This is a genomic window from Proteus faecis, from assembly GCF_030286765.1.
GTDB lineage: Bacteria > Pseudomonadota > Gammaproteobacteria > Enterobacterales > Enterobacteriaceae > Proteus > Proteus faecis.
This window is the reverse complement of sequence record NZ_JASVWV010000001.1, coordinates 243,166-268,593: the sequence shown is the minus strand read 5'-3', so window position 1 is coordinate 268,593 and position 25,428 is coordinate 243,166. Positions and strand designations below refer to the sequence as shown.

Sequence of the window (25,428 nt, the reverse complement as noted above, 5' to 3'; positions counted from 1 at the left end):
TTAGCCTAATAAATGTAGTTGAGTTAGTTCATTGAGTGACGCAATTTTTACATCAGCTAATCCCCATTGTTTATCATTAAATTGTTCTATTGCAGGGACAACGATAGATCGCATTCTTGCGCCTTTACAAGCAATCATACCATTGCGAGAATCTTCTAATGAAACACAGTGGATAGGGTCAAGATTAAGCGCTTTAGCTGCATTTAGATAAACTTCAGGGTGTGGTTTACTGTGTGGTAGTTCATCTGCAGACACAACAGCTGAGAAGTAATGACGAATATTAAACAATTCAAGGACACGCTCAAGCATAAAATCAGGAGATGCTGATGCTAGTGCAATTTTTAACCCTGATGATTTGCAAAGCTCTAAGGCATGTTCAACACCTGGTAATAGAGGCTTTGTTTCTTCAACTAATTTGACAACACGAGAAACCATTTTTTGTTTTGCTTCTTGTTTTGAAACGCCTTGCCAAGGTGATGCTCTATACCATAAATCAATAACTTCGTTTATTCTTAATCCAACCATATCGGGCATTGCCGATGCTAGAGATAAATCGACGCCTAATTCAGCAAAGACCTCATGTTCTGCTTGCTGCCAAAATGGTTCAGAGTCGATTAATAAACCATCCATATCAAATATTGCAGCTTCAATAGGGAATTTAAAAGACATGTTACTCTCCATAAATAAGGTCTATGTTGTCGAGTGGCGATTGTAGCAAGAGTTACAGGGAAAATCTTTTTAATCAGTTTCTTATTTATTTTGTAAAATAAATAGAGAGAATAGCTACTATTAATTTATTGTCGTATTCGCCGTTAATTAGACTACGATAAACAGATAAATATTGACGAATTCAACTAGTGAGGATGTGATGAGTTATCAATATGCAGGATTATATGCCATTTTAAAGCGTGTACTTGGCTGGCTTATTTTTATTCCTGCCTTTATTTCGACAGCTGTATCATTGATAGGATTGGCTGCAATTCAACGTCCAAGTGGTGATGGTGTAAATGCCGTAATTAATGATTTTTTTCGTGTATTAGCGGAAATGGTGCAATTTAACACACCTTTTTTAGATTTTTTCTGGCGAAATTCACCTATTCCCAATACACAAATGGGATTTAGCCAAGAAAATATCACTTTTTTTGTTATCTTTCTTTTTATGTTTATAGGCTTAGCATTCAGCGCATCAGGATTACGAATTTATCGTCAAGTGAAATATTTGAAAGAAAATATACAAGATCAGCTTATTATCGAACGAGCAATGAAAAGTGGTGTAACGGCTGAAGAATTGCAACAAAATATCAAATTACCGCGACATACTATCTTTACTCAAATTATGGTGCTTTATTTATCACCTCTGATTGTCATTGCAATAGGCTATTTCTTAATGAAATTTTTAGGGTGGTAACACTGCTTTAAAGTGAACGAGGAGTGTTTACTTATTTATATTAACTGAAAGGAAAAATAAACCTCGCATCACTGAATCTGGCGAGGTTATATTTTTAAGTTTTTTATTATCTCTATACTATTTCGCTTTATTCCTATTAAGGGGTTGCTAATAGATCATCAATGATTTTTCTGACTTCTAAATAATTTTCTTCACCCCCAAATAAATTACAACGGTTAAGGAAGAAATAGAGTTGGTAAATCGGTTGACGAGATAAAAACTTATCTGATAGTGGCCAAACACTTTGATAGCCATCGAAAATATTTGCAGGTACTGCAGTGCAAAGCGGTAACATCGCGATATCACACTCTCGATCCCCCCAATAACAAGCAGGATCAAACACGGTACCTTCTGATTGACCAATCGCAGCACAGTTTTTAGGCCATAGATTGCCGTGAAGCAAAGAGGGTTGTGGATTATGATCAGCGAGGCGATGAGTGATAATTTGAGTGATCTCGTCGATATCTCCAAAAACCATACCCTTTTCAGAAGCTAGTTGTAGCTGAAAACCAATACGTTTTTCAGAATAAAAGTGATTCCAGCGTTTTTCCCAGCTATTGAGTTGAGGTGTTGTATCGATTTGGGTATCGAAATCAAAGCCATAACTAGGTTGTTCTTCCCACTGATGTAGTCTTGCTAATTGTTGTCCAAAACAGTAGGCGCTATGAGGTGTAAATGGTTGAACAGGCAAAAATTCAAGGAGTAGAAAGCTGGCATCTTTACTATTACCGATACCAAGAATTCGAGGAGTTCGAATTGTTTGGCTTTTTGCTAACATTTCGAGTTGTTCTGCCTCATTTTTAAAATTAGGCAGAAATTCGCGCAAGTTAGATTTCACAAAAATAGGCGTATCACCATAATAAATTTTCCATGTATGATGAATATCACCGCTAGAAAGGTGAATTTTTTCGTTTATCTTTGCTGAAAATCCTAAGTTTGATTCCAGTAAACGACCTATATTCTGCCACATACTTACACCTCGCAAAGTTGTTTACTTAGTAGACCCAAATAAAATAATAACGAGCGATGTTTATACTATGACAATAACACTTTCATTAAATCAATAAAGTATAAAACTAAAAAACGGGATGATTATCCCGTTTTTGCTAAGATAAAGAATATTATCAGGCGTTAGCGGGTTTTGTTTGTCGCTTTATTTTTGCCAATTTAATCTGATTACAGAGTAGCGCAATAATAAAGAACACCGCTTGCGTTAGCACAATACATGGGCCTGTTGCTCCATCAATATGGAAACTAATAAATGTTCCTATAACGCTAGATACGACAGAAAATACAATTGCTAACATAATCATGCGTGAAAAACTGCGTGTTAATAAATATGCAGTTATCCCCGGTGAAATAAGCATGGCAACAACTAAAATAATCCCAACAGCCTGCATTGAGGCAACAATGGTTAATGCCAAAATAGACAGTAAGCCATAGTGCAATAATGTGACGGGTAAACCAACAATTCTGGCTTGGTTAGGGTCGAAGCAATAAAGCATAAAATCTTTTTGCTTAATAAGCATAATCGTGATGGTGATGACACAGATAATACTAATTTGAGTTAATACATCAGGAGTAATACCTAAAATATTACCAAATAAAATATGCATTAAATGTTGATCTGTATCGACACTGGCAAAAATAACCAAACCCACCGCAAACATACCTGAGAATACAATCCCCATCACGGTATCTTCTTTAATGCGACTGTGATCTTTTAAATAACCTGTGGCAAAAGAACAAAATAGTCCAGAAAGAAAGGCGCCTACCGTTAACGGGATTGCGGTGACATAAGCAAGAACAACGCCAGGTAAAACGGCGTGAGAGATTGCATCTCCCATTAAAGACCACCCTTTTAATACCATATAACAAGATAAAATAGCACAGGCGATACCTATAATAATGGCTGCAACAATAGCGCGTTGCATAAACGGATATTGAAAAGGCTCAATGAAAAATTCCATCAACTCATTCATAGTTTCACCTCTTCTGATTTTGTTGATCCTTTATGCTGATGAGATTGCGTGATCAACTGCTGTGAACTGTAACGAGCACGGCGACGAGCGGCTAACATACCGTGTTTAGGGGCAAATAAGAAAGCCAACAGAAAGAGTGATGTTTGCATTGTGACAATTACGCCACCCGTTGCACCATTAAAGAAGTAGCTAAGATAAGCGCCTACAGCACTTGTGATTGTGCCGATACAGATAGCGATAATTGCCAGTCGTTTAAATTGGTCTGTCAGTAAATAGGCAGTTGCGCCAGGGGTCACTACCATTGCAATGACAAGAATGGCCCCAACAGTTTGAAGAGCCGCAACAGTACATGCGCTCAAAAGAGTAAAGAAGATAATTTTTAATTTTAGTGGTGATAAGCCGATTGATTTTGCGTGAACTTCATCAAAGAAAACCACCAGCAAGTCTTTCCAAATACAAAATAAGACTAAGAAAGAAACAGCAGTAATAATAACTACTTGCCATACATCTTCATCAGCAATACCTAAAATATTTCCCAGAATGATGGTTTGAACGTTGACGGCTGTTGGTTTAAGAGAAACCAGCAACAGGCCAAAGGCAAAAAAGGTGGAAAAAATAAAACCAATCACAGCATCTTCACGAAGGCGTGTGATATGACGAATAAATGTCATTGATAATGCAGCGAGCAAACCCGTAAAAAAAGCACCGACTGCATAAGGTAAACCTAATATATAAGCCCCAGCAACACCGGGAACAACTGAGTGGGAAAGGGCATCTCCCATTAACGACCAGCCTTTTAAAATAAGATAGGATGAAAGAAAAGCGCAGACAGCACCGACTAAGGCACTGACCCAAATTGCTTTCACCATATAGTTATATTCAAAAGGTTGTAGGAGTAAATCTAGCATTGCTACTCTCCTTGTTTGCGCTGGCTTTGGTGCGCTGGAGTGTGTTCTTTTTGATGACCATAGAAGACGGCGGCACGTTCATCATCAGTAATAACAGTGAGTGAACGTGGATCGTCATCATCATGGAGATCAGAACCTGATAAGCTTATGTGACGTAACACGCCACCAAATGCGTGTTCTAAATTCTTTTGTGTAAATGTTGTTTCGGTTGGACCACTGTCTAACACTGTTCTATTGATTAAAATAACGTGGTCACAAAATTCAGGTACACTTCCTAAGTTATGCGTTGAAACTAAAACTAAATGGCCTTCTTCACGTAAATTGCGTAAAAGTTCAATAATGGCATTTTCTGTTTTAACATCGACACCTGTAAAAGGTTCATCAAGTAATAAAACAGTACCTTCTTGAGCCATTGCTCGTGCTAAGAAAACACGTTTTTTCTGACCACCAGATAGCTCACCAATTTGGCGGTGTCCTAAACCTGATAAGCCAACGCGTTCTAATGATGCTTCAACTACTTCATGATCGCGTTTTGAAGGAATACGAAAAAAGCCCATTTTTCCATAACGCCCCATCATCACCACATCAGAAACGAGAACGGGAAAGTTCCAGTCAACCTCTTCTGTTTGTGGAACATAGGCGATCATATTTTGTTTTAACGCCAATTGGATAGGGTTGTCGTTTAATGTAACTTTACCTTTAGAGGGTTTTACAAGCCCCATAATGGTCTTAAATAGTGTGGATTTGCCACTGCCATTGATCCCCACTAGGGCACAAATAGTGCCACCAGTGATAGAGAAACTTGCATCGAAAATAGCCGTATGACCGTTATTGTAAGTAACTGTAGCATTATCAACGGTCAATGTAGGATTCGCTTTTATATTGCTCATTGCCCAAATCCTTTCGCAATTGTATCTACTGTAATCGTAATTAAATCAATATAAGTAGGAACTTCGCCACCTTCGGTAGAAAGTGAGTCAACATAAAGAACACCACCGTATTTTGCGCCAGTTTCTTTGCTGACTTGTTTAGCGGGTTTATCTGAAATGGTACTTTCACTAAAGACAACAGGGATCTTATGTTCTCTAACGGTATCAATCACATATTTAACCTGTTGCGGTGTACCTTGCTCTTCTGCATTAATTGGCCATAGATAAACTTCTTTAAACCCATAGTCATGAGTTAAATAGCTGAATGCACCTTCACTGGTCACTAACCAACGCTCTTCTTGTGGGATACGAGATAATCTTTCTCTTAATGGGGCATCAAGTTGTTTAATTTTTTCTGCGTAGCGTGCTGCATTTTGATTATAAATAGCGGCATTATCTGGATCATGTTCAACAAGTGCCTTGCGAATATTTTCAATATAAATTAATGCATTATTCGGTGACATCCATGCATGTGGGTTAGGGTTGTTTTTGTAAGCACCTTCACTAATTGGCATTGGTGTGATGCCTTCAGTGACAACAACAGCGGGTACGTTACGCAATTCATTAAAAAAGCGTTCAAACCAACGTTCAAGGTTTAAGCCATTCCATAATATAAGATCAGCTTTTTGAGCTTTTACAATATCTTTAGGTGTAGGTTGATAATCGTGAATTTCAGCACCGGGTTTTGTGATTGATTCAACAATTGCAGCATCTCCAGCTACATTTTGAGCGATATCTTGAATAATAGTAAACGTAGTGACGACTTTTAGTTTATCTTTTGCTTGTGTAGGTGCTGTTAAAAATACAGATGCCATAAGGCATAAAGCTGTAAGTGAAAGTTTGTTTGCAGAGCGAAATATATCCATATTATTATTGCCTTATAGTTGCAGAGTTGTTTTCTTAACTGATAATGATTATCAATATCATTTCAAAAAAGTCAAGTTATCTCTGTGTAAAAGCTTCATTTGATAACTGCCATAAATAAGATAACAACATGTATTCCAATAAATGTTAAGTAGATTGTCGAGTTTTGTCACAAAAATTAACAATAGTTCGTAACTATTTGTGTAAGAGATGATTTTTATTACGCATAAAAATGCACTTTCTCCCTTATTAATTCAACGTCGGTTATGCCGCTACGATTTTATCGCGATCTCTCAATCTCTTTTTTACATTGCACTAATGCATACCATTTATTCAAAAATAAGTAATAACACGATATAAACTTGTTATGGCAGATTCTATTCTGATTAATACATTTGGGGGGGGCAATCATAGTGAATGGGATAGATTTGAGATAAAACACACACTAGAAGTAGTAATAGATTGATTTATTTTTCACGTTTTGCCATATTTTAGCATGCATTTTTGAGTGAAAATAGAATAACCATCTATAACTTATTGATGTATAAATATGTCTTTGTACAACCCTGTATGCAGAAGGATAAAACGTGAAAGTAAAAATCATCTTTTCTTTGGCAATTTTGCTTCTTGCTGGTTGTGCTGATAATGCTCGTCAACCTGTTCAAAAAGAAACATCGCGCTTCTTAAGTCAAAAACCAGTAGAGAATCGAATTAATAATGCTTCAATTTCAACGGCACAATGGAAATCAACACCTTTTGATACCCATATACAGCAAGCATCAAGCCGTTACGATGTTGATGAAACATTAATTAAAGCGATTATCCAAGTTGAATCAAACTTTAGACCTGAAGTTATTAGTAAATCAAATGCAGTTGGATTAATGCAAATTAAAGCGTCAACTGCGGGAAGAGATGTCTACCAAAATAGAGGTAAGGCAGGACAGCCAACGACGGCTCAACTAAAAGATCCTGCCATTAATATTGATTTGGGCACAGCTTATATTCAATTATTAAGAGAGCGCCACCTTGTGGGTATTGCCGATCCTGAAACTCTTTATTACGCGACTATTCTTGCTTATGTGAATGGCGCTGGCGCTCTTTTAAGAACATTTGATAAAAATAGAGATAATGCTATTGCTAAAATTAATTCAATGAGTGCGGATGATTTTTATCGTTATGTCGAAAAAAATCATCCGGCTTCTCAAGCGCCACGTTATTTGGCAAAAGTGAGAGCTGCTTACCACGCAGCAGATAATTAATCAGGCAAATTAGCGGCTGCTTGAGCCTGTTTTAATAAAGCAGGCAAATCAGCAATAATTTCAAGAACGCCATTGATCATAAATTGAACGCCCATACAGATTAATAAAAATCCCATTACGCGAGAAATAGCATCAATACCACTGTGGCCTAAATATTTCATAATGCGGGTAGAACCGCGAAGTGAAACCCAAACAATAACGCTAATTAAAAAGAAACTTGTTACAGGAGCAACATACAATACCCATTGTGCGATATCAGTGCGTGAGGGGATTGAAGCGGCTGTACTGATTATCATTGCGATCGTCCCGGGGCCTGCTGTACTTGGCATTGCTAAAGGAACAAAAGCAATATTAGGCTCTTTGGGATTATGGTGTGGGTTGTTATCGTCTGAAATAGGATCATCGACATTAGGTGTGTTTGGAAACAACATGCTAAAGCCAATAAAGGCAACTATCATTCCACCTGCAATACGAAGACCGGGGATAGAAATACCAAAGGTTGTCATTATGATCCGTCCCGCATAGAACGCGATGGTCATAATGAGGAAAATATACACACACGCCATTAAGGATTGTTGATTACGTTGTTCTTTGGTCATATTGCCTGAAAGGCCAAGCCAAAGAGCAACAGTCGTTAATGGATTGGTTAAAGGTAAAAGCAAAATAAGACCAAGACCGATAGCCTGAAAAAACTGGTAAACAGAATGCATGGAATATAACGGCTCCCGATAACAGGTAATTAAGGAGTAATTATGATAACAAATTAAACGAGATAAAAAGTCATTTTCATCATAATAATCTTAAAGTGTATTAGTATTTTTTCATAAGCCATTCTAAATGTAGTTTCACCGATCCCCAGTCATAATCAGTAATGCTATAAACGCAAGTATCCCTTTTTTGCCCCGTCGTTGTTAATCTATGATTACGCAAAATGCCATCTAGTTTTGCACCCAGTCGTTCAATTGCTCTACGGCTAGTTTGATTTAATATGTGAGTACGAAATTCAACAGCAATACATTGCAAGTCTTCTAAGGCATATTTAAGTAAGAGATATTTAGTTTCTGTGTTTATTCCTGTTCTTTGTACTTCTTTTGTATACCAGGTTGAACCAATTTCTAATCTTGGTGTTTGGCTATCAATATTCATAAAGGTTGTTATGCCAACGACACGGTTATTAGCTTTAGAAATAATGGAAAAAGGCAACATTAACCCTTTTTGTTGCAATTGAAGTTTATGCTCAATATCACGTTGTAACTCTGTTACAGAAGGAACGCTGGTATACCAAAGCTCATCAAGTTTATCTTTTTCAATGAGTTCATGAAGTTCTGAATAGTGCTCCATACTGAGAGGAACTAAACGCACAAGTTTTCCTTCCAAAGTTGCCCATTCTGTTATTTTTTTCATAATAAATATTCTCTGGGGTTATCAATAGGAATTTTTTTTATACATAACAAAATTATGAATTGATATGATTATTTTAAATGTTATTAAAAATAGGCAAAATTCAGAATAATGAGGATCAGAGAAAAAAGAGTGTGAGTGATTCTTTCTCAACAGAGAATGACTGCCTCACCATAGGTGAGCCAGAATAATGCATGTTAATCTAACATTCAGTAATAAACTGTAAACACAATAGATTGGTAAAAAGATGACAGATTTAATTGAATGGGATGATTTTTTACGTGTAGAAATGAGAGTGGGAACGATTATTAGTGCAGAAGTAAATAAGAAAGCTAATAAACCTGCTTATGTTATGGAAGTTGATTTGGGCGAATTAGGCATAAAACGTTCAAGTGCTCAAATTACGGTAAACTATACGCATGAAGAGCTTGTTGGACGCCGTATCTTATGTGTATGTAATTTCCCAGTTAAGCGCATTGCAGGTATAAAATCTGAAGTCTTAATTACGGGGGCACCAGATGAAACGGGAGCAATTGTATTGGCTGAATTTAACTTGCCTTTACCAAATGGTTCACGTTTAGCATAAATAAGTATCTTGATAAGACACTCTTAAATAGTGATGTTCTGCTAAATTTTGATATAGTTATTATTTAATAGCAGGATGGGGATAAAGGAGTGTCTTTTGTTATTACCTCAATTGCATTTTCGATGTTATACACAAGAGACGGTATCTCATCAGCATGATAATTTATGGCAGATTATTTTCGGGCTTTCGGGGTCAATGGAAGTTAATTTCAATCGAGAAGATTTTTTGATTTCTAATCAAAACTGCTTGATCATTCCTCCAACTATTCATCATGCCTTTTCAGGAAATATAGATAATAAAAATCTTATTCTAGAACTCCCTGCAACCTCACAGTGGCAAATAAGTGAGAAAGGTGGGCAATTTGCATTATCACCAGCAGTTATTGGTTTATTAGAGTGGTTGCATCAATATCCCCAACTCCCAGATCAATATTCAACGATAACACGCCTATTACTTGCTCAAATGAAAATACAAAAAGGTTGGCGCGATAGTTTGGATGTTTGGTTAGCGAATAAATTACATACGCCATTAACAACACATGATATTGCTTTCGCCTTTAATACATCAGCGAGTACGTTACAACGAAAAATGAAAGCAGAGGTGGGGATGTCTGTGATGCAATATGTTACTCAACAACGACTTAGCAAAGCGGCTGAATTATTAAAATACACACCACTAAATATTGAAAATATTGCTTTAGCAGTGGGATATGACTCTCATTCTGCATTTAGTCAGGCATTTCGCCAATGCTTTAATAAAAGTCCTACTGAGTATCGGCAGGATTAAGTCACTACACTACTTTATTTCTGCTGAATAAACTCGGGGACATAATTTATCGAAGGCAAGCGTGAATAAATAAGTATAGATAAAGAAGAAGACTAATATAGTTATTTCCATACTTATAGCTTTGATAAAACCTACGTTATACCACCACATATAAAGTGGAATGGTAAAGAAAAACAGACCTAATTCAAAACTTATTGCATGAGTTAGTCGTACTATGACAGTCCGTTTTTTTATTGTTAGTTTTGACTCAATTAATTCAAAGAAAGAATTAAAAATATAATTCCAAATCAAGGCAATAACAGAGACAGCGATTGCAACAGGTAGTGAATTATGTGATTGGCTTTGACTTAATATTGCAAGTAAAACAGTGCTTAATAAAATAGCGAGAGTTTCAAAAGTAATAGCATAAACTAATTTACGAGGGCGGGGTTTTAGATAAAACATGTATATACCTTTTATAATAAAAATCTGGACCGCCCCAGAATAAGTTTTTTAAAGCCACGGTTTCCGCTTGTTTATTATGGTAGACAAATTAAATAAAAATTTCTATCTCTCTGTGTATTAAAAATAAACGTTAAAATTACCTATGAGATAAAGCTATAAATCTTTGCTGTCTGTGATAAAATTCCCTCCGAGTTACGATAAGGCTCAGCGATATTATAGATAATTACTTGATAAGTAAGTGTTCATCTCTGTGTGCAAACCTCGCGAGGTAAAGTGAGAAAATTGTCGTAACGTACTGAATATATACGAAATAAAAAGCTTACAAGTGATCTTGCGTATGGGTCACCACTGTAAATAAGGATTTTAAATGCCAATTATTACTCTTCCTGACGGAAGCCAACGTCAATTTGAAAATGCAGTTTCTGTCATGGATGTCGCTGCAGATATCGGGCCTGGACTTGCGAAAGCATGTATTGCAGGCCGTGTTAATGGTGAGCTGGTGGATGCTTGTGAATTAATCGAACATGATGCAAATCTAGCGATTATCACCGCAAAAGATGATGAAGGTCTTGAAATTATTCGTCACTCTTGTGCCCACTTATTGGGACATGCTATTAAACAATTATGGCCACACACCAAAATGGCGATTGGTCCTGTTATTGAAAATGGATTCTACTACGATGTGGATTTAGACCATTCTCTAACACAGGAAGATTTAGATACTCTAGAAAAGCGTATGCTAGAGTTGGCGAAAACAGATTATGACGTTATTAAAAAACGCGTAAGCTGGGCTGAAGCTCGTGAAACTTTTGTTTCTCGTGGTGAAGACTATAAAGTAGCTATTCTTGACGAAAATATTAGCCAAGATTCTCAACCAGGTCTTTATCATCATCAAGAATATATTGATATGTGCCGTGGGCCACATGTTCCAAATATGCGTTTCTGTCATAATTTTAAATTGCAGAAAATCGCAGGTGCATATTGGCGTGGTAACAGCGATAATAAAATGTTACAGCGTATTTATGGTACAGCTTGGGCTGATAAGAAACAGTTAAAAGCTTACTTAGATCGCTTAGAAGAAGCCGCTAAACGTGACCACCGCAAAATTGGTAAACAGCTTGACTTATATCATATGCAAGAAGAAGCGCCAGGTATGGCTTTCTGGCATAATGATGGCTGGACTATTTTCCGTGAGTTAGAAACATTTGTACGTTGTAAATTAAAAGAATATGATTACCAAGAGGTAAAAGGTCCATTTATGATGGATCGTGTTCTTTGGGAAAAAACAGGTCACTGGGAAAACTACAAAGAAAACATGTTCACAACATCATCAGAGAATCGTGAATATTGTATTAAACCAATGAACTGCCCAGGTCACGTACAGATCTTCAAACAAGGTCTACGTTCTTACCGTGATTTGCCATTACGTATGGCTGAATTTGGTAGTTGCCATCGTAATGAGCCATCAGGTGCATTACATGGTTTAATGCGTGTTCGTGGCTTTACACAAGACGATGCGCATATCTTCTGTACAGAAGAACAAATTTTAAGTGAAGTAAATGACTGCATCAAATTGATTTATGATGTATATTCTACTTTCGGATTTGAAAAAATCGTTGTTAAGCTGTCTACTCGCCCAGAAAAACGTATCGGTGAAGATGCATTATGGGATGTTGCTGAAGCAGACTTAGCCAAAGCCTTAACTGATAACAATATTGAATTTGAATATCAGCCAGGCGAAGGGGCGTTTTATGGCCCTAAAATTGAATTTACACTTTACGATTGTTTAGATCGTGCATGGCAGTGTGGTACAGTACAGTTAGACTTCTCACTACCAGGTCGTTTAGGCGCATCTTATGTTGCTGAAAACAACGAGCGTAAAGTACCTGTTATGTTACACCGAGCAGTGCTAGGATCCTTAGAACGTTTTATTGGTATTCTGACAGAAGAATACGCAGGATTCTTCCCAACTTGGTTAGCACCACAGCAGGTTGTCGTGATGAATATCACGGATGGACAGGCTGATTATGTACAAAAACTCGTCAAAGAATTGCAAGATGCCGGAATTCGTGCAAAAGCAGACTTGAGAAATGAGAAGATTGGCTTTAAAATTCGTGAACATACTTTACGTCGTGTTCCGTACATGCTTGTCTGTGGAGATAAAGAAGTTGAATCAGGCAAAGTGGCGGTTCGTACTCGTCGAGGAAAAGACCTTGGCAGTATCGACGTTAACGAATTTAAAGAAAAGCTTCTGCAAGAAATTAGAAGCAGAAGTCTTCATCAGTTGGAGGAATAAGGTATTAAAGGCGGAAAAAGAATTCAATCAACGCGTCAGAATCGCATCAATGGTGAGATTCGCGCTCATGAAGTTCGTTTAACAGGTTTAGATGGCGAACAGATTGGAGTTGTTAGTCTGAAAGAGGCTCTTGAGAAAGCCGAGGAAGCAGGTGCTGATTTAGTTGAAATTAGTCCTAATGCCGAGCCGCCAGTTTGTCGTATTATGGACTACGGCAAATTCCTCTATGAGAAAAGTAAGACTCTCAAAGAACAGAAAAAGAAACAAAAAGTTATTCAGGTTAAGGAAGTTAAATTCCGTCCTGGTACAGATGAAGGCGACTATCAGGTCAAACTACGCAACCTGATTCGTTTTCTTGAAGATGGCGATAAAGCTAAAGTCACACTGCGTTTCCGTGGTCGTGAAATGGCACACCAACAAATCGGCATGGAGATGCTTAACCGCATCCGTGAAGATTTAGATGAACTGGCTGCTGTTGAATCTTTCCCTAATAAGATTGAAGGGCGTCAGATGATCATGGTGTTAGCGCCGAAGAAGAAATAGTCGGGCAATTCAAGTAATAGCGTCAGCCTTTAAAGGCTGATTGCTATTCGCCTTATTATTTTATGTTATTAACAATGCGAAGTGGATTATAGAAATGCCAAAGATTAAAACAGTACGCGGCGCAGCTAAGCGCTTTAAAAAAACTGCTGGTGGTGGCTTCAAGCGCAAACATGCTAACCTCCGTCACATTCTGACTAAAAAATCAACTAAGCGTAAACGTCATTTACGTCCAAAAGGCATGGTCTCTAAAGGAGATTTAGGTCTGGTCGTAGCTTGCTTACCATACGCATAAGTATCACTTTTTTAACAGAATATAGACATTTAGGAGTTTAATATGGCTCGTGCTAAACGTGGTGTTATCGCCCGTGCTCGTCACAAGAAAATTTTAAAGCAAGCTAAAGGTTATTACGGTGCACGTTCACGTGTATATCGTGTAGCTTTCCAGGCTGTAATCAAAGCTGGTCAATATGCGTACCGTGACCGTCGTCAGAAAAAACGTCAGTTCCGTCAGCTGTGGATCGCGCGTATCAACGCAGCAGCTCGTCAGAACGGTATGTCTTATAGCCGTTTCATCAATGGTCTGAAAAAAGCATCCATTGAAATCGACCGTAAGATTCTGGCTGACATCGCTGTATTCGACAAAGTAGCATTCGCTGCTTTAGTTGAAAAAGCGAAAGGTGCTCTGGCTTAATTATTTATTAAGCAATGGAAGAGGGAGTTTTCTCCCTCTTTTATTTTGTCTAAATTTGTGGCTTAATGATATAAATTCAATAAGTTAATATTTTAAGAGACATTACCAATGTTAAATATCGCTTTTTTCCGTTTCTTTTTTTACTTTAGCGCCTAATTCAAGGGGGCTTTTGCGCGTAAGAAAAGAAACGAAAAGTAGCGCCTGAGCCTCCAATATGGAGGCTTTTTTGTTTTCAGATCCCTATACTGGGTTAGAAACCAAAAAGGGCAATTTTATTCGTCATCATTGATAACAACTAATAGACCTCACAGGTCAAAGGAAGAGGAAACGATGCCACATCTCGCTGAACTCGTTGCTCAAGCTAAAGCAGCTATCGAAGAGGCACAGGATGTTGCTGCGCTGGATTCGGTTCGTGTTGAATACTTGGGGAAAAAAGGTCATTTAACGCTTCAGATGTCCACGCTGCGCGACTTACCCGCGGAAGATCGTCCAGCTGCAGGGGCTGTCATTAATCAGGCTAAACAAGATGTTCAGCAAGCGCTGAATAGTCGTAAAGATTATCTTGAATCAGCATTATTAAACGAACGCTTGTCTGCTGAGAAAATCGATGTATCTTTGCCTGGTCGCCGTATTGAAAACGGTGGTCTACACCCAGTAACTCGTACAATTGAACGTATTGAAACTTTCTTTGGCGAATTAGGGTTTTCTGTAGAATCTGGCCCTGAAATCGAAGATGATTATCATAACTTTGATGCGTTGAATATTCCTGCACATCACCCAGCAAGAGCTGACCACGACACTTTCTGGTTTGATGCAAAACGTTTACTACGTACACAAACGTCAGGTGTACAAATTCGTACTATGCAAGATAAACAGCCACCTATTCGTATCATCGCACCAGGTCGCGTATATCGTAATGATTACGATCAGACTCACACACCAATGTTTCACCAAATTGAAGGCTTAATTGTTGATAAAGACATTAGCTTTACCAATTTAAAAGGAACACTACACGATTTCCTTAAAAACTTTTTTGAAGAAGATATGGAAATTCGTTTCCGTCCTTCTTATTTCCCATTCACAGAGCCTTCTGCAGAAGTCGATGTAATGGGTAAGAATGGAAAATGGTTAGAAGTGTTGGGTTGCGGTATGGTTCACCCAAATGTATTACGTAATGTAGGTATCGATCCTGAAGTGTATTCAGGTTTTGCGTTCGGTATGGGTATGGAACGCTTAACTATGTTACGTTACGGTGTCACCGATCTGCGTTCATTCTTCGAAAACGATCTTCGTTTCCTCAAACAGTTTAAATAAGGTGGGATTATCTCATGAAATTCAGTGAACTTTGGTTACGTGAGTGGGTAAACCCAGCGATTAGTAGCGAAGCACTTTCTGAACAATTAACAATGGCTGGGCTTGAAGTTGATGGCGTTGAAGCAGTTGCCGGTGATTTTCATGGTGTGTTTGTAGGTGAAGTTGTTGAATGTGGACAACACCCTAATGCCGATAAATTACGTGTAACAAAAGTTAACGTAGGTGGTGACAGATTACTCGATATCGTTTGTGGTGCACCTAACTGCCGTCAAGGCCTAAAAGTTGCGGTTGCAACAGTCGGGGCTGTATTACCAGGCGATTTTAAAATTAAAGCGGCAAAACTACGTGGTGAACCCTCTGAAGGTATGCTGTGCTCATTTTCTGAATTAGCTATTTCAGAAAACCATGAAGGTATTATTGAATTACCTGCCGATGCACCTATTGGTATGGATATTCGTGAATACTTAAAATTAAATGATAATACGATCGAAATTAGTGTTACACCAAATCGTGCAGATTGTTTAGGTATTTTAGGTGTTGCTCGTGATATCGCGGTTATCAATAAAATGGAATGCCAAGTCCCTGATATGTCGCCTGTTGTGGCAACATCTTCAGCAACATTCCCTGTACGTGTTGAAGCGCCAGAAGCGTGTCCCCGTTATTTAGGCCGTGTTTTCACTAATATGAATGTGAAAGCAAAAACACCTTTATGGATACAAGAAAAGTTACGCCGTGGTGGCATTCGTTCTATTGACCCAATTGTTGATATTACCAACTTAATTCTACTTGAAATGGGGCAACCACTACATGCGTTCGATCTTGATCGCGTTGAAGGTGCTGTTGTTGTTCGTATGGGTAAAGAAGGTGAAAAACTGACTTTACTTGATGGCAATGAAATTACATTAAAAGAAGATGTATTAGTTATTGCTGACGAAAAACAGGCATTAGGTATGGCTGGCATTTTCGGTGGTGAATCATCAGGTGTTAATGAAGAAACGAAAAATGTCTTCTTAGAGTGTGCATTTTTCTCTCCATTATCTATTACAGGCCGTGCACGTCGTTATGGCTTGCATACCGATGCTTCTCATCGCTTTGAACGTGGCGTTGATTCTGAGCTGCAATATAACGCAATTGAGCGTGCAACTAAGTTACTATTAAAAATTTGCGGTGGTGAAGTTGGTGAAGTAATTGATGTCACCAATAAAGCACATTTACCAAATATTGCACCGGTCAAATTAACACGTAAAAAATTAGACCGTTTATTAGGTCATGTGATTGATGATGCACAAGTTCTGGATTCGTTGACTCGTTTAGGGTTCAAAGTTTCTGTTGAAAGCGATGGCTGGTTAGCAATAGTTCCTTCATGGCGTTTCGATGTTCGAATCGAAGAAGACCTGATTGAAGAGGTTGCTCGTATTTATGGTTACAACAATATTCCAGATGTCCCATTACGAGCTGATTTGGTGATGACCAATCATCGTGAAGCGAACTTATCATTAAAACGCGTTAAAACAATGCTAGTAGATAATGGCTTCCAAGAAGCAATTACTTATAGTTTTGTTGATCCTAAGATCCAATCTTTATTACATCCAAATGAAGAGGCATTAATTCTGCCTAATCCGATTTCAGCAGATATGTCAGCAATGAGACTGTCTCTATTAACCGGATTATTGACGACTACTGTTTATAATCAGAACCGTCAACAGTCTAGAGTTAGGTTATTTGAAGCAGGTCTGCGTTTTGTTCCTGATAATCAAGCAGAATATGGAATACGCCAAGAACTTATGTTAGCTGGTGTGATCGCGGGCAACCGTTATGAAGAACATTGGAGTTTAGAGAAGCAAACTGTTGATTTCTTTGATTTGAAAGGTAATATTGAATCAATTCTGGAATTGACAGGCCAGCTAGATGAAATTACATTTAAACCAGCTAATCATTCAGCACTTCATCCGGGACAAAGTGCTGGGATTTATCTGAGAAATGAATATATTGGCTGTATTGGCGTTGTTCATCCAGAGCTTGAACGTAAACTTGACTTAAACGGCCGTACGGTAGTATTCGAAATACGTTGGAATGCAATTGCAAATCGCAGTTTACCACAAGCAAAAGCAATTTCTCGTTACCCTTCGAATCGTAGAGATATCGCTGTAGTTGTTCCGAATGATGTTGCTGCAGAAGATATTTTAGCTGAATGTAAGAAAGTTGGCGGAAATCAAATAGTTGGCATAAACTTATTTGACGTGTATTGTGGTAAGGGAGTAGCAGAGGGCTATAAAAGCCTCGCTATTAGCATAATCTTGCAGGATATCGAGCATACACTGGAAGAAGATGAGATTGCTGCAACAGTGAGTAACTGTGTAGCAGCATTGAAACAGCGATTCCAAGCATCCTTGAGGGACTAGACCTATGGCGCTTACAAAAGCTGAAATGGCAGAAAATCTGTTTGAAAAACTTGGTGTTAGCAAACGCGATGCAAAAGACCTTGTAGAATCCTTTTTTGAGGAAGTGCGTCGTTCTCTTGAAAACGGGGAACAGGTGAAGCTGTCTGGATTCGGAAACTTTGACCTACGTGATAAAAATCAGCGCCCAGGTCGTAATCCGAAAACTGGGGAAGACATTCCTATTACAGCTCGCCGTGTTGTTACTTTCCGCCCAGGACAAAAGTTAAAAAGCCGGGTTGAGAGCGCAACACCAAAAGAATAAGTTTTAAAAAACATCCAAAACGGCTTTCTTTGAAAGCCGTTTTTTTATCGTGATTATCTGTATTTAATATTGATAATAAACGCACGTGGATGTTTATATTTATCAATATAGTCTGAATGGATATTTCTATTTGGATGGGATCTTTTTATTTTCTTTCTATTCTTATTTTGACTCTTTCTTTTTATCACTTATCTGTATCAACATTGTGATAGTTAATCCTAATTTTTTTCTTCATTGTTAGAGACCATCTTACATGTTCTAAATTTAGTTTTTCATCATTGAATGAGAACATGTTATGTTGCTAAAAAATTATATTATAAATAAAAAACAGTAAGAGCCATTGCTGCATGGATAGGAAATAAAATGAATAAAGACATTAATCCTTTGATTAAATTTACTAAAAAACAACGCATTGACGACAGAAAAAAGCTGTTTCTAATGGTGTTAGTATTATGTTTCTTGTTTATTTTTTCCCTTTCTGTTGGTGAGATTTCGTTATTTCCAGATCAATGGTTAACGGATGAAGCCCATTTATTTGTTTGGCAGATCCGGTTACCCAGAATACTTGCAGTAGTGACAGTTGGAGCCAGCTTAGCCATTGCAGGTGCTATTATGCAGGCTTTATTCCAAAATCCACTTGCAGAGCCGGGACTATTAGGCGTAAGCAGTGGTGCTGGTGTGTGTGTTGTATTGCTTATTGTTTTGCAAATTAATTTAAGTCCTTGGTTAATAAGTAGTGTAGCGATATTCGGTGCATTAGGTATTACTCTCTTATTAATGTTTTTTACTCGAATAAAAAAGTTATCTAATGCTCAGTTACTATTAATTGGTGTGGCATTAGGCGTTATGGCAAGCGCGATAATGACTTGGTTGGTTTATTTCAGTTCAGCTTTAGATTTAAGACAATTAATGTATTGGTTGATGGGAAGTTTTAGCGGTATTGATTGGCGTCATCAAATCTTATTTTGGGCTCTTATACCCATTGTTTTAATTCTTATTCTACAAGCCGATATTCTTAATTATTTATCTCTAGGTTCATTTAGAGCAAAGCAATTAGGTATATCCGTTAATCAATGGCGAAATTGGTTTATTTTAGCCGTTGGGTTATTGATAGGGCTCAGTGTTGCTTTAGCGGGCGCTATAAGCTTTGTAGGGCTTGTTGTACCACATTTATTGAGACTATGTGGATTAACGCATTATAAAACCTTACTACCAGCGTGTGCGCTTGCTGGAGGCGGATTGCTATTGCTTGCTGATTCACTATCTCGATTGATTTTAAATGGTGCAGAAGTTCCGATAGGGGTGATTACAGCAACTCTTGGTGCGCCTTTATTTATTTGGTTATTGGCAACAAAAGAGATGGGGCGTTTGTAATATGGCGTTACTTAAACTTAATAATTTAAGTGTAAATGACCGACTTCGCTCATTTACAGAGCAAGTAAACTATGGCGAGCGTGTCCACTTAATTGGCGCTAATGGTGCGGGAAAAAGCACACTTTTAATGGCGATCGCGGGAGAGCTTCCGTTTAGTGGAGAAATTATTCTAAACGAAACTTCAATAAGACATTATAAATATGATGATCTTTCTAGAATGCAGAGCATTGTTATACAACAATTGGAAGCTTTGTCATTTATGCCCGTTTTTCATTATCTCTCGTTATACCATCAATTGTCGAAAATGGATGCTCAGCAATTAAATATGCTGTTAAATGATTTTAAAATTGACAAATTATTGTCAAAAAACATTCATCATTTATCTGGAGGTGAATGGCAGAGGGTTAGAATTGTTGGCGCATTTATCCAATTATGGTCGAGTGATGATTTAAAAGGAAAATTAATGTTACTTGATGAACCAACGAATAATTTAGATGTCGTACAGTTGGCTATTTTGGATAAGTGGGTTGATAAATTTTGCCAACAAGGCGGTGCTGTTATTATGAGTACACATAATTTGAATCATTCCTATCAAAAAGCAGACCGAGTTTTGCTTATAAAAAATGGATACTTGGTTAATTCTGGCGCATCTGCACTTTTATTGGACGAAATTTTATTATCAACTACATTTAATACAAATATCAAGTGCATCAATGATGTTGATCATATTGATTGGCTAGTTTTACAATAATATGGCTATTGTTAAGCTTATCCCTGAGTAATTATTAAGGTTTTTTTAATGTTTTCTTAATAAGACTGATGCCGGTGAACAATAGTTTGTATATAATTGTTTTTTATTCATTCATTAATTAGGCTACATTTTTTATGAGTCACTTCCTTCCTTTCTCTCGCCCTGCGATTGGCGATGAAGAAATCAAAGCCGTTGAAGATGTACTGCGTTCAGGTTGGATTACAACAGGCCCTCAAAATCACCAATTAGAGCAAGATTTTTGTGAAAAATTTGGTAGCAAACATGCTATTGCAATTTGCTCTGCCACTGCAGGTATGCATGTTGTTTTAATGGCGATGGGAATTGGCGCTGGTGATGAAGTTATCACACCATCACAAACTTGGGTTTCAACGATGAATATCATTACGTTACTTGGTGCGGAGCCAGTGATGATTGATGTTGATCGTGATACCTTGATGGTAAGTGCAGAAGATGTCAAAAAAGCAATCACGCCTAGAACGAAAGCGATTATTCCGGTTCATTATGCTGGTGCACCTTGTGATCTTGATGCATTAAGAAAAGTTGCACAAGATGCAGGAATTCCTCTTATTGAAGATGCCGCGCATGCTATAGGGACTCGCTATAAAAATGAATGGATTGGTGAAAAAGGCACTGCCATTTTTTCTTTTCACGCAATTAAGAATGTAACTTGTGCAGAAGGTGGATTGGTTGTCACTGATAATGACGAGTTGGCCAATAGAGTGCGTTGCTTAAAATTCCACGGTTTAGGAGTAGATGCCTTTGATAGACAAATTCAAGGTCGTAAACCTCAAGCCGAAGTTGTTGAACCTGGCTACAAATACAATTTATCTGATATTCATGCGGCAATTGCGGTGGTGCAATTAAGACGTTTAGATGAAATGAATGCTAAACGAGCCGAGTTAGTTGCTCTGTATCGTGAAAAACTTAAAGATTCTCCATTAAAAATGTTGAGTGTCCCTGAATATTCACATTTACATGCAAATCACCTATTTATGGTGAGAGTTGATAAAAATACCTGTGGTATTGATCGTGATGCTTTTATGGAGAAATTAAAGCAGAAAGATATCGGTACAGGGTTACATTTCCGTGCAGCGCACACACAAAAATATTATCGTGAGCGCTATCCCTCTTTATCCCTTCCTCAATCAGAATGGAACTCTGCAACGTTATGCTCGCTGCCGCTGTTTCCTGATATGAGTAATGAAGATGTTATTCGTGTTGTAGATGCGATCAATGAAATTCTTTCGGAGCATATTTAAGTGTCAACATTTGATGAAATCAAGAAAGTATCGGTTGTCATTCCCGTTTATAACGAGGAAGAGAGCCTTCCTCAGCTTTTAGAACGTACAATTAAAAGCTGTAAACAATTAGAACAAGAATATGAACTGATCCTTGTTGATGATGGTAGTAGTGACAATTCAGCTAAGATGTTAGAAGAAGCGGCTGCAATTGAAGAAAATCACGTTATTGCAATTATTTTAAACCGTAATTACGGTCAACATTCCGCAATTATGGCTGGTTTTAATCAGGCTGATGGTGATTTAGTTATTACATTGGATGCTGATTTACAAAACCCACCAGAAGAGATCCCAAGACTTGTTACGACGGCTGAAGAGGGTTATGACGTTGTTGGAACTCGTCGTCGTAACCGTCAGGATTCATGGTTTCGCAAAACCGCTTCAAAAATGATCAACTCAATGATCACTAAAGCAACAGGCCGCTCTATGGGAGACTATGGCTGTATGTTGCGTGCTTATCGTCGCCACATTGTTGACGCAATGTTACAGTGTCACGAAAGAAGTACATTTATCCCTATTCTTGCGAACACATTCGCTCGTCGTACTATTGAAATTGATGTCGCACACGCGGAGCGTGAATATGGCGATTCAAAATACAGCTTTTTAAAGCTTATTAATTTAATGTACGACCTATTAACTTGTCTTACTACGGCACCATTACGTTTATTAAGCATCGTCGGCAGTGTGATCGCTGTATCAGGTTTTGTTTTAGCCTTACTGTTGATTATTTTACGTATCATTTTCGGTGCAATGTGGGCCGCTGAAGGTGTATTTACACTTTTCGCAATCTTATTTATGTTTATCGGAGCGCAGTTCGTTGCAATGGGCTTATTAGGTGAATATATAGGCCGAATTTATAATGATGTAAGAGCGCGTCCTCGGTATTTTATCCAAAAAGTGGTTGGCGTTAATAAACCCAACGAAGATCAGGAAAAAGACTAATGAAAGCAATAGTATTTGCCTATCACGATATTGGCTGTGTCGGTTTAAAAGCACTTGAAAAAGCTGGTTATGATATTCAGGCTGTATTTACCCACACTGACGATCCTAATGAAAATCATTTCTTCTCATCTGTTGCTCGTGTGAGTGCAGAAATGGGATTGACTGTATTTGCACCAGAAAATGTCAATCACCCATTGTGGATTGAACGCATTCGTGAAATGAAACCTGATGTCATTTTTTCTTTCTATTATCGTCACATGTTAAGTGATGAAATCCTGAATTTGGCACCTAAAGGCGCATTTAATTTACATGGTTCTTTATTACCAAAATATCGTGGTCGTGCACCAATTAACTGGGCGATTGTGAATGGTGAAACAGAAACGGGTGTTACTCTGCATAAAATGACCGCGAAAGCTGATGCGGGTGATATCGTTGCTCAAGAAAAAGTCACCATTGCAGATAATGATACTTCTCTGATTTTACATGAAAAAGTAAGAGAAGCCGCTAATAAGTTACTTTCTGGTGCATTACCACATATTGCTTCAGGCAATTATTCAACAACTGCACAAGATGAAAGCCAAGCAACTTATTTTGGTCGCCGTTGTGCTGATGATGGTTTAATCGACTGGAATGCAGATGCTAAAACAGTTCACAACTTAGTGCGTGCTGTTACAGAACCATACCCAGGTGCATTCACTTTCTTAGGTGAACGTAAAATGATTATCTGGCGTTCACGCGCTGTTGCTGATAATCAAGGCAAACGTCCTGGTACTGTTATCTCAACAGAACCTTTAGTCATTGCGTGTGCGAAAGGTGCAATCGAAGTCGTTACTGGTCAAAGTGAAAATGGCCTTTATGTTCAAGGAAGTCGTTTAGCGACTGAAATGGGCATCGTGACGGATGTTCGTGTTGGACCAAAAGCAACGGCACAAGTTAAACGTCGTAAACGTGTTCTTATTTTAGGTGTAAATGGTTTTATTGGTAACCATTTGACCGAGCGTCTATTGAAAGATGATAACTATGATATCTATGGTATGGATATTGGTTCTTCTGCAATTGAACGCTTTATCGGTAATCCACGTTTCCACTTTATTGAAGGTGACGTGAGCATTCATACTGAATGGATTGAATACCACATTAAAAAATGTGACGTTATTCTGCCATTAGTGGCTATTGCAACACCAATTGAATATACCCGTAATCCATTACGTGTATTTGAATTAGACTTTGAAGAAAACTTAAAAATTGTACGTTATTGCGTTAAGTATAATAAACGTATTATTTTCCCATCCACATCAGAAGTTTATGGTATGTGTGATGATAAAGAATTTGACGAAGACAACTCTCGTTTGATTGTTGGTCCAATCAATAAACAACGTTGGATTTATTCTGTATCTAAACAGTTATTAGACCGCGTTATATGGGCTTATGGCGCCAAAGAAGGTCTGAAATTTACGTTATTCCGTCCATTTAACTGGATGGGACCTCGTTTAGATAACTTAAACTCAGCGCGTATCGGTAGTTCTCGTGCAATCACACAATTAATTCTGAATTTAGTTGAAGGTTCACCAATTAAACTGGTTGATGGTGGCGAGCAAAAACGTTGTTTCACTGATATTAATGACGGTATTGAGGCTTTATTCCGTATTATTGAAAACCGTGATAACAAATGTGATGGTCAAATTATCAATATTGGTAACCCAACTAACGAAGCAAGTATTCGTGAATTAGCAGAAATGCTGTTAGATTGCTTTGAAAAACATGAGTTGCGTGGTCATTTCCCTCCATTTGCAGGCTTCAAAAAGATCGAAAGTAGCAGTTATTATGGTAAAGGCTACCAAGATGTTGAACACCGTAAGCCAAGTATCAAAAACGCAGAGCGTTTATTGGATTGGAAACCAAGTATTGAGACTCGCCAAACAGTAGAAGAAACATTAGATTTCTTCTTACGTGGCGCAGTTGAAGAATTAGGCACTAAATAGGAATAAATAATGAAGAAAGTTGGTTTGAGAGTTGATGTGGATACTTATCAAGGAACGAAACAAGGTATTCCACAACTGCTGGATGTATTTGCCAGACATAACATTCATGCCAGCTTCTTCTTTAGTGTAGGACCAGATAATATGGGGCGCCATTTATGGCGCCTTTTAAAGCCTAAATTTTTATGGAAAATGCTGAGATCTAATGCTGCATCGCTGTATGGCTTAGATATTTTATTAGCAGGAACTGCATGGCCGGGCAAAAAAATAGCTAAAAATTTAGGTTATTTGATGAAAGAAACCCAAGATGCGGGGCATGAAGTTGGCTTGCACTCATGGGATCATCAAAGTTGGCAAGCAAAAGTCGGGCGCTGGTCAACAGAAGAATTAATGCAACAAGTTCGTTTAGGTGTTGAAGCACTGGAAAAAGTACTTGAAAACCCTGTAAAATGTTCGGCAGTTGCTGGGTGGCGCGCAGATGAACGCGTATTAACAGTTAAAGAAAATTTTCAATTCGATTACAATAGCGATTGTCGAGGAACGCATCCTTTTAGGCCTATTTTAGAAAATGGTTCTATCGGTACGGTGCAAATTCCAGTAACATTACCAACTTATGATGAAGTTGTTGGTACAAAAGTAAAGGATGAAGATTTTAATCGATTTATTATTGATGAAATCAAAAAAGATAGTGGAATACCTGTTTATACTATCCACACTGAAGTTGAAGGAATGTCAAAAGCCGCTCAATTTGAGCAGCTACTGGCAATGATTGCAAATGAAGGCATCGAATTCTGTCCGTTAAGCGATTTATTACCACAAGATAAAGAAACGCTTCCGATGGGTAAAGTTGTTCGATCTGACTTTCCAGGTCGAGAAGGCTGGTTAGGGTGCCAACAAGAGGTTTAACGAA

At 37.9% G+C, this 25,428-nt stretch carries 27 protein-coding genes and 1 other annotated feature; of the genes, 18 read left to right on the top strand and 9 right to left on the bottom strand.

The features are described 5' to 3' along the window. The gene (hxpB, locus tag QSH13_RS01245; RefSeq protein WP_072062592.1) at positions 1–669 is read right to left on the bottom strand and encodes a hexitol phosphatase HxpB; all 669 of its coding nucleotides are present in this window, start codon (positions 667–669) and stop codon (positions 1–3) included. Between the two features lie 199 nt (positions 670–868). Between hxpB and QSH13_RS01240 the strand changes: the two genes are divergently transcribed. Beyond that, a complete protein-coding gene (locus QSH13_RS01240; protein WP_109397250.1) occupies positions 869–1,408 on the top strand; it encodes a YniB family protein in 540 nt (179 codons plus the stop codon). A 136-nt stretch (positions 1,409–1,544) separates the two neighbouring features. Here the strand turns inward: QSH13_RS01240 and QSH13_RS01235 are convergent, their stop codons facing one another. The 5 genes from QSH13_RS01235 to QSH13_RS01215 form a co-directional block, all read right to left on the bottom strand. Next, a complete protein-coding gene (locus tag QSH13_RS01235) occupies positions 1,545–2,417 on the bottom strand; it encodes a fructosamine kinase family protein (RefSeq protein ID WP_109397251.1) in 873 nt (290 codons plus the stop codon). 154 nt (positions 2,418–2,571) lie between these two features. Continuing rightward, positions 2,572–3,429, bottom strand: coding sequence for a metal ABC transporter permease (locus QSH13_RS01230; protein ID WP_109397252.1), 858 nt, complete (start codon positions 3,427–3,429; stop codon positions 2,572–2,574). Next, positions 3,426–4,337, bottom strand: a complete 912-nt coding sequence (locus QSH13_RS01225; RefSeq protein WP_109397253.1) for a metal ABC transporter permease — start codon at positions 4,335–4,337, stop codon at positions 3,426–3,428. The genes QSH13_RS01230 and QSH13_RS01225 overlap by 4 nt, the downstream gene beginning before the upstream one ends. Before the next feature lie 2 nt (positions 4,338–4,339). Next, positions 4,340–5,227 (bottom strand): manganese/iron ABC transporter ATP-binding protein, encoded by an 888-nt coding sequence (locus QSH13_RS01220; RefSeq protein ID WP_109397254.1) that lies wholly within the window; start codon positions 5,225–5,227, stop codon positions 4,340–4,342. Further along, positions 5,224–6,081 (bottom strand): metal ABC transporter substrate-binding protein, encoded by an 858-nt coding sequence (locus tag QSH13_RS01215; RefSeq protein ID WP_228407306.1) that lies wholly within the window; start codon positions 6,079–6,081, stop codon positions 5,224–5,226. Before QSH13_RS01215 ends, QSH13_RS01220 begins: the two co-directional genes overlap by 4 nt. 636 nt (positions 6,082–6,717) lie before the next feature. On the opposite strand from QSH13_RS01215, the gene QSH13_RS01210 reads away from it, so the two are divergent. Further along, positions 6,718–7,389, top strand: coding sequence for a transglycosylase SLT domain-containing protein (locus QSH13_RS01210; protein WP_109406369.1), 672 nt, complete (start codon positions 6,718–6,720; stop codon positions 7,387–7,389). Here the strand turns inward: QSH13_RS01210 and QSH13_RS01205 are convergent. Together QSH13_RS01205 and QSH13_RS01200 are read right to left on the bottom strand one after the other, a co-directional pair. Further along, positions 7,386–8,099, bottom strand: coding sequence for a MarC family NAAT transporter (locus QSH13_RS01205; protein WP_109397257.1), 714 nt, complete (start codon positions 8,097–8,099; stop codon positions 7,386–7,388). The genes QSH13_RS01210 and QSH13_RS01205 overlap by 4 nt on opposite strands. 100 nt (positions 8,100–8,199) lie before the next feature. Further along, the gene (locus tag QSH13_RS01200) at positions 8,200–8,793 is read right to left on the bottom strand and encodes a GNAT family N-acetyltransferase (RefSeq protein WP_109397258.1); all 594 of its coding nucleotides are present in this window, start codon (positions 8,791–8,793) and stop codon (positions 8,200–8,202) included. Between the two features lie 244 nt (positions 8,794–9,037). Here QSH13_RS01200 and QSH13_RS01195 point away from each other — a divergent pair, with 244 nt between their 5' ends. Continuing rightward, positions 9,038–9,376 carry a tRNA-binding protein gene (locus QSH13_RS01195; RefSeq protein WP_109397259.1) on the top strand — a complete coding sequence of 113 codons (339 nt, stop codon included), beginning with the start codon at positions 9,038–9,040 and terminating at the stop codon, positions 9,374–9,376. 96 nt (positions 9,377–9,472) lie between these two features. Then, positions 9,473–10,162 (top strand): AraC family transcriptional regulator, encoded by a 690-nt coding sequence (locus tag QSH13_RS01190; RefSeq protein ID WP_109406368.1) that lies wholly within the window; start codon positions 9,473–9,475, stop codon positions 10,160–10,162. A 9-nt stretch (positions 10,163–10,171) separates the two neighbouring features. On the opposite strand, the gene QSH13_RS01185 is transcribed toward QSH13_RS01190, so the two are convergent. Further along, entirely contained in the window at positions 10,172–10,606 is a 435-nt protein-coding gene (locus QSH13_RS01185) for a PACE efflux transporter (protein ID WP_196543971.1), read from the bottom strand. Positions 10,607–10,973: 367 nt separating this feature from the next. On the opposite strand from QSH13_RS01185, the gene thrS reads away from it, so the two are divergent. The 14 genes from thrS to arnD all read left to right on the top strand — a co-directional run bounded on the left by thrS (position 10,974) and on the right by arnD (position 25,424). Continuing rightward, positions 10,974–12,902: a threonine--tRNA ligase gene (gene thrS, locus QSH13_RS01180; RefSeq protein WP_109397266.1), complete on the top strand. Its 1,929-nt coding sequence runs from the start codon at positions 10,974–10,976 to the stop codon at positions 12,900–12,902. Positions 12,903–12,905: 3 nt separating this feature from the next. Next, positions 12,906–13,445, top strand: a complete 540-nt coding sequence (gene infC, locus QSH13_RS01175) for a translation initiation factor IF-3 (RefSeq protein ID WP_036937410.1) — start codon at positions 12,906–12,908, stop codon at positions 13,443–13,445. A gap of 94 nt (positions 13,446–13,539) precedes the next feature. Continuing rightward, a complete protein-coding gene (gene rpmI, locus QSH13_RS01170; protein WP_004263702.1) occupies positions 13,540–13,737 on the top strand; it encodes a 50S ribosomal protein L35 in 198 nt (65 codons plus the stop codon). A 42-nt stretch (positions 13,738–13,779) separates the two neighbouring features. After that, a complete protein-coding gene (rplT, locus tag QSH13_RS01165; RefSeq protein WP_006537111.1) occupies positions 13,780–14,136 on the top strand; it encodes a 50S ribosomal protein L20 in 357 nt (118 codons plus the stop codon). Positions 14,137–14,243: 107 nt separating this feature from the next. Further along, positions 14,244–14,367 (top strand) — a sequence feature (Phe leader region). Continuing rightward, positions 14,245–14,292 (top strand): pheST operon leader peptide PheM, encoded by a 48-nt coding sequence (gene pheM / locus QSH13_RS18515; RefSeq protein WP_120655563.1) that lies wholly within the window; start codon positions 14,245–14,247, stop codon positions 14,290–14,292. Its footprint overlaps the feature before it by 48 nt. 99 nt (positions 14,368–14,466) lie before the next feature. Then, positions 14,467–15,450, top strand: a complete 984-nt coding sequence (pheS, locus tag QSH13_RS01160) for a phenylalanine--tRNA ligase subunit alpha (RefSeq protein ID WP_109397267.1) — start codon at positions 14,467–14,469, stop codon at positions 15,448–15,450. A gap of 14 nt (positions 15,451–15,464) precedes the next feature. Further along, entirely contained in the window at positions 15,465–17,852 is a 2,388-nt protein-coding gene (pheT, locus tag QSH13_RS01155; protein WP_286038703.1) for a phenylalanine--tRNA ligase subunit beta, read from the top strand. Positions 17,853–17,856: 4 nt separating this feature from the next. Further along, positions 17,857–18,153 (top strand): integration host factor subunit alpha, encoded by a 297-nt coding sequence (ihfA, locus tag QSH13_RS01150; RefSeq protein WP_023582381.1) that lies wholly within the window; start codon positions 17,857–17,859, stop codon positions 18,151–18,153. A 363-nt stretch (positions 18,154–18,516) separates the two neighbouring features. Then, the gene (gene btuC / locus QSH13_RS01145) at positions 18,517–19,527 is read left to right on the top strand and encodes a vitamin B12 ABC transporter permease BtuC (protein ID WP_109406365.1); all 1,011 of its coding nucleotides are present in this window, start codon (positions 18,517–18,519) and stop codon (positions 19,525–19,527) included. A gap of 1 nt (position 19,528) precedes the next feature. After that, positions 19,529–20,278 (top strand): vitamin B12 ABC transporter ATP-binding protein BtuD, encoded by a 750-nt coding sequence (locus QSH13_RS01140; protein ID WP_196543966.1) that lies wholly within the window; start codon positions 19,529–19,531, stop codon positions 20,276–20,278. Between the two features lie 134 nt (positions 20,279–20,412). After that, a complete protein-coding gene (gene arnB, locus QSH13_RS01135; RefSeq protein WP_109397271.1) occupies positions 20,413–21,558 on the top strand; it encodes a UDP-4-amino-4-deoxy-L-arabinose aminotransferase in 1,146 nt (381 codons plus the stop codon). Next, positions 21,559–22,539, top strand: coding sequence for an undecaprenyl-phosphate 4-deoxy-4-formamido-L-arabinose transferase (gene arnC / locus QSH13_RS01130; RefSeq protein ID WP_109406362.1), 981 nt, complete (start codon positions 21,559–21,561; stop codon positions 22,537–22,539). After that, positions 22,539–24,521 carry a bifunctional UDP-4-amino-4-deoxy-L-arabinose formyltransferase/UDP-glucuronic acid oxidase ArnA gene (gene arnA / locus QSH13_RS01125; RefSeq protein WP_109397272.1) on the top strand — a complete coding sequence of 661 codons (1,983 nt, stop codon included), beginning with the start codon at positions 22,539–22,541 and terminating at the stop codon, positions 24,519–24,521. The genes arnC and arnA overlap by 1 nt, the downstream gene beginning before the upstream one ends. Positions 24,522–24,530: 9 nt before the next feature. Beyond that, the gene (arnD, locus tag QSH13_RS01120) at positions 24,531–25,424 is read left to right on the top strand and encodes a 4-deoxy-4-formamido-L-arabinose-phosphoundecaprenol deformylase (protein ID WP_109397273.1); all 894 of its coding nucleotides are present in this window, start codon (positions 24,531–24,533) and stop codon (positions 25,422–25,424) included. Positions 25,425–25,428: the final 4 nt, after the last annotated feature.

Bases quoted from the DNA above. Each gene is read 5' to 3' on its own strand.
- hxpB (WP_072062592.1), bottom strand. From the start codon at position 669: ATGTCTTTTAAATTCCCTATTGAAGCTGCAATATTTGATATGGATGGT.
- QSH13_RS01240 (WP_109397250.1), top strand. From the start codon at position 869: ATGAGTTATCAATATGCAGGATTATATGCCATTTTAAAGCGTGTACTT.
- QSH13_RS01235 (WP_109397251.1), bottom strand. From the start codon at position 2,417: ATGTGGCAGAATATAGGTCGTTTACTGGAATCAAACTTAGGATTTTCA.
- QSH13_RS01230 (WP_109397252.1), bottom strand. From the start codon at position 3,429: ATGAATGAGTTGATGGAATTTTTCATTGAGCCTTTTCAATATCCGTTT.
- QSH13_RS01225 (WP_109397253.1), bottom strand. From the start codon at position 4,337: ATGCTAGATTTACTCCTACAACCTTTTGAATATAACTATATGGTGAAA.
- QSH13_RS01220 (WP_109397254.1), bottom strand. From the start codon at position 5,227: ATGAGCAATATAAAAGCGAATCCTACATTGACCGTTGATAATGCTACA.
- QSH13_RS01215 (WP_228407306.1), bottom strand. From the start codon at position 6,081: ATGGCATCTGTATTTTTAACAGCACCTACACAAGCAAAAGATAAACTA.
- QSH13_RS01205 (WP_109397257.1), bottom strand. From the start codon at position 8,099: ATGCATTCTGTTTACCAGTTTTTTCAGGCTATCGGTCTTGGTCTTATT.
- QSH13_RS01200 (WP_109397258.1), bottom strand. From the start codon at position 8,793: ATGAAAAAAATAACAGAATGGGCAACTTTGGAAGGAAAACTTGTGCGT.
- QSH13_RS01195 (WP_109397259.1), top strand. From the start codon at position 9,038: ATGACAGATTTAATTGAATGGGATGATTTTTTACGTGTAGAAATGAGA.
- QSH13_RS01185 (WP_196543971.1), bottom strand. From the start codon at position 10,606: ATGTTTTATCTAAAACCCCGCCCTCGTAAATTAGTTTATGCTATTACT.
- thrS (WP_109397266.1), top strand. From the start codon at position 10,974: ATGCCAATTATTACTCTTCCTGACGGAAGCCAACGTCAATTTGAAAAT.
- rpmI (WP_004263702.1), top strand. From the start codon at position 13,540: ATGCCAAAGATTAAAACAGTACGCGGCGCAGCTAAGCGCTTTAAAAAA.
- rplT (WP_006537111.1), top strand. From the start codon at position 13,780: ATGGCTCGTGCTAAACGTGGTGTTATCGCCCGTGCTCGTCACAAGAAA.
- pheS (WP_109397267.1), top strand. From the start codon at position 14,467: ATGCCACATCTCGCTGAACTCGTTGCTCAAGCTAAAGCAGCTATCGAA.
- pheT (WP_286038703.1), top strand. From the start codon at position 15,465: ATGAAATTCAGTGAACTTTGGTTACGTGAGTGGGTAAACCCAGCGATT.
- ihfA (WP_023582381.1), top strand. From the start codon at position 17,857: ATGGCGCTTACAAAAGCTGAAATGGCAGAAAATCTGTTTGAAAAACTT.
- btuC (WP_109406365.1), top strand. From the start codon at position 18,517: ATGAATAAAGACATTAATCCTTTGATTAAATTTACTAAAAAACAACGC.
- QSH13_RS01140 (WP_196543966.1), top strand. From the start codon at position 19,529: ATGGCGTTACTTAAACTTAATAATTTAAGTGTAAATGACCGACTTCGC.
- arnB (WP_109397271.1), top strand. From the start codon at position 20,413: ATGAGTCACTTCCTTCCTTTCTCTCGCCCTGCGATTGGCGATGAAGAA.
- arnA (WP_109397272.1), top strand. From the start codon at position 22,539: ATGAAAGCAATAGTATTTGCCTATCACGATATTGGCTGTGTCGGTTTA.
- arnD (WP_109397273.1), top strand. From the start codon at position 24,531: ATGAAGAAAGTTGGTTTGAGAGTTGATGTGGATACTTATCAAGGAACG.